The organism is Microcystis sp. M53603_WE2 (genome assembly GCF_030065435.1).
The window spans coordinates 1-3,200 of record NZ_JASJFF010000225.1 but is presented as its reverse complement, the minus strand read 5'-3'; the positions used below and the strand labels follow the sequence as shown (position 1 = coordinate 3,200).

At 44.3% G+C, this 3,200-nt stretch carries 3 protein-coding genes and 1 pseudogene; 3 read left to right on the top strand and 1 reads right to left on the bottom strand.

Annotation, left to right across the window (positions count from 1 at the left end):
• The coding region (locus tag PX481_RS04850; protein WP_288093832.1) for a hypothetical protein at positions 1 to 265 on the top strand (265 nt) is incomplete at its 5' end.
• A 46-nt stretch (positions 266 to 311) separates the two neighbouring features.
• Here the strand turns inward: PX481_RS04850 and PX481_RS04845 are convergent.
• Positions 312 to 1,145 carry an acyl-CoA desaturase gene (locus tag PX481_RS04845; RefSeq protein ID WP_288093831.1) on the bottom strand — a complete coding sequence of 278 codons (834 nt, stop codon included), beginning with the start codon at positions 1,143 to 1,145 and terminating at the stop codon, positions 312 to 314.
• A 119-nt stretch (positions 1,146 to 1,264) separates the two neighbouring features.
• On the opposite strand from PX481_RS04845, the gene PX481_RS04840 reads away from it, so the two are divergent.
• Together PX481_RS04840 and PX481_RS04835 are read left to right on the top strand one after the other, a co-directional pair.
• Positions 1,265 to 2,518 (top strand): methionine gamma-lyase family protein, encoded by a 1,254-nt coding sequence (locus PX481_RS04840; protein ID WP_288093829.1) that lies wholly within the window; start codon positions 1,265 to 1,267, stop codon positions 2,516 to 2,518.
• 454 nt (positions 2,519 to 2,972) lie between these two features.
• Positions 2,973 to 3,200 (top strand): annotated as a pseudogene (locus tag PX481_RS04835) (hypothetical protein); the annotation flags it as partial.

The following is a 3,200-nucleotide window of genomic DNA, read 5'->3' as shown; positions in this document are numbered from 1 at the left end:
CAATGGATTAGGCTGTCTAGCGGGGGGTCTGGTTTTTTGCCTCTTATTTCCCCTGTATGTTTTCTTTTTTGGTTGGTTATCCTTCGCTCTTGGGATGAGTTGTGCTTTCCCCAGTCAATGTTCGACAGAGGAGGAAATAATCAAGTTTATCCTATCAATGATTTCGTTTTTTGGGGGAGGATTCGCCGTACCTATATTCCTCAGTTGTGCTGTGGGAAAAGCCGTCAGATTTGGGTTAAGTCGCAGAAAAAATAACCGAACTTAAACTTAAGTTCGGCTAGATTTATCATCTATTTAACTACTGGACAAAACTAACTTTCTGTCGTGACTGCTGTGGTGGGAGGCAACTTAATATTAGTAGCTAATCCCAGAATTTGCAGCAGACGAATGGTCATCCAAGTCAGGTCAACTTCCCACCATTGTAGGCCATGACGGGCAGAATACTGATAGGCATGGTGATTATTGTGCCAACCTTCACCGAAAGTTAAGAGAGCAACCCACCAACAATTTTTAGAATTATCGTGGGATTCATGGCTAACATAACCAAATTTGTGGGTGGCGCTATTGACAAACCAAGTGGAGTGGAAAACTAAGACCAAGCGAACAAAAATTCCCCAAATTACAAACGGCCAACCACCTATAGCATAGAGAATTAAGCCTAAAACAATTTGGATAGGAACAAAATAATTTTGACAGAATTTATAGAAAGGATCGTCGGCGATATCTTGGGTAAAACGAGCGATTTCTTCGTCGGCAGGAATTTCGTGCAGCATCCAACCCATGTGACTCCACCAGAAACCTTTATTAGAATCGTGGGGATCGGGAGCAGTATCAGAATATTTATGATGAATACGATGTAAACCTATCCATGCGATCGCACCCCCCTGACAAGCGAGGGTCCCGCAGAAAACCAGAAAGTATTCTAACCATTTGGGAGTCTTAAAACTCCGATGGGAGACCAAACGATGAAAACCGAGGGTAATTCCTAAACCCCCAGTAATCCAATAGAGAATTAATGTCACTCCCACAGCACCCCAGCTAAAATTGCCAGGCAAGAAGGCTAAAAGAGCCACTAAGTGGATAAAAGCCATGTAGATGAGAGTCACCCAGTCAATGGGCAGTTTTTCGGAAGTCGCAACAGTCATTGAATAACCCAAAGGGAAACAACAGGAGACAGAGCATCATTGTCTTATCTGTCTCGATTTGACACAGGGGGAACTTTGACGCTTAATAAATAGTAACAAATATCACAGTCTATTGTTTGATGGATATCCCCTCTCTACTCCACAGGGCAGAAAAGGCCCTACTCCCCATCTTTTCGGAAATTGACGCACAGGTCAAGGAAAATCTCCGTAAAGTCCTCGGTGCTTTCCGTGAAAACCGCGTCGGAGTGCATCATTTTGCTAGTGTTAGTGGTTATGGTCATGATGACTTGGGACGGGATACTTTAGATCAAGTGTTCGCCCAAGCCCTGGGGGCCGAAAAGGCGGCGGTGCGGGTACAATTTGTTTCAGGAACCCATGCGATCGCCTGTGCCTTGTATGGGGTTCTTCGACCGGGGGATGAGATGTTAGCGGTAGCGGGTGCGCCCTACGATACCCTAGAGGAAGTAATTGGGATTAGGGGCAGTGGTCAAGGCTCTTTAAAGGATTTTGGCGTTAGTTATCGGCAATTAGAGCTAGATTCTACCGGTGCGATCGATTGGTTGGCTTTGGCAACAGCAGTTAAACCCCAAACCCGTTTAGTACATATTCAAAGATCCTGCGGTTATTCCTGGCGATCGAGTTTGTCTATTGACGAAATCGAGAGAATTGTCCGTATAGTTAAACAACAAAACCCGAATACGGTCTGTTTTGTCGATAATTGCTATGGAGAATTTATCAACACCCAAGAACCCACCGATGTGGGGGCAGATCTGATGGCCGGTTCTCTAATTAAAAACCCCGGAGGTACAATTGTCACGGCCGGGGGATACATAGCAGGTAAAGCGGAATTAGTGGAAATGGCCTGCTATCGTCTGACAGCACCGGGAATCGGTAGGGAGGGAGGGGCAACTTTTGACCAAAATCGTCTTCTTTATCAGGGATTGTTTCTAGCGCCGCAAATGGTGGGAGAAGCGATGAAAGGCAGTCATTTAATCGCCTATGTGGGCGATAAGTTGGGTTATCCGGTCAATCCGGCTCCTTTTGTGCCTCGACGCGATATTATTCAAGCGATTAAACTCGGTTCCCCCGATAAGCTGATTGCCTTCTGTAAAGCCATTCAAGCCTATTCTCCCATCGGTTCCTACTTGGATCCCATTCCTGCCCAAATGCCGGGCTATGAGAGCCAAGTAGTGATGGCTGGTGGCACGTTTATCGATGGTAGCACCTCGGAATTCTCCGCCGATGGACCCCTGCGGGAACCCTATATTGTTTTCTGTCAGGGGGGAACCCATTGGACCCATATTTCCCTGGCCCTAGAACAAGCGATCGCCGCTTTAATGAATGGTTCTTCTCACCTTCCTTCTCTCCCTTAGTTAAAGTCCTAACTTCCTGTCTTTGTGGTTAACAAAAAGGGAACAGTCAAGGAGCAAAAGTGCCATTAATAGAGGCTTTCAACATTAGTATTTACGCTCTCTTGGGTTTGGTGGGTAAAATGTATTCTTGAGATATAATTCTGCTGGCGAGCGAGTGGCACGAACCACAAAGACACAAAGGACACAAAGATCGGTCGCTCCTATATAAGTTAAACTTATCACACAAAGAATAAGAGAGTCGTATTTATTCCTTTTTTATTTTTGTTAAGGACTTATTGATTGATTTAGGCTCTTTTTTTGGGTAATTCCTAATTTTTAAGATCAATGTAGATTGACAAAAATGAGATGCACCCAGTTTCCAACTTGTCTAACTCGATGCCAGACGAGAAAATAAGCACAAATCTAACTATACTCATTAGAATATAAATATCAACGACCACGATAAAAAACTCTTATGCGGGTAACTCTAAAATCGGCCTTGAGTGACAGTAATATCGATGCTAATCAAACCAGCAGTCAACGTCAACTGATGCTCTCGATCGCCGCCACCAGTGAACAGATTGACACAAATTTACCGATTAATCTTTGTTTAGTTCTCGATCATAGCGGTTCTATGCAGGGAAAACCCCTAGAAACGGTCAAAAAAGCGGCTTTAAGTTTAATAGAATCCCTCGGTATTAAT

What these genes read in the sequence shown, in the direction of transcription:
- PX481_RS04840 (WP_288093829.1), top strand. Translation starts at nt 1,265, where the DNA reads ATGGATATCCCCTCTCTACTCCACAGGGCAGAAAAGGCCCTACTCCCC.
- PX481_RS04845 (WP_288093831.1), bottom strand. Translation starts at nt 1,145, where the DNA reads ATGACTGTTGCGACTTCCGAAAAACTGCCCATTGACTGGGTGACTCTC.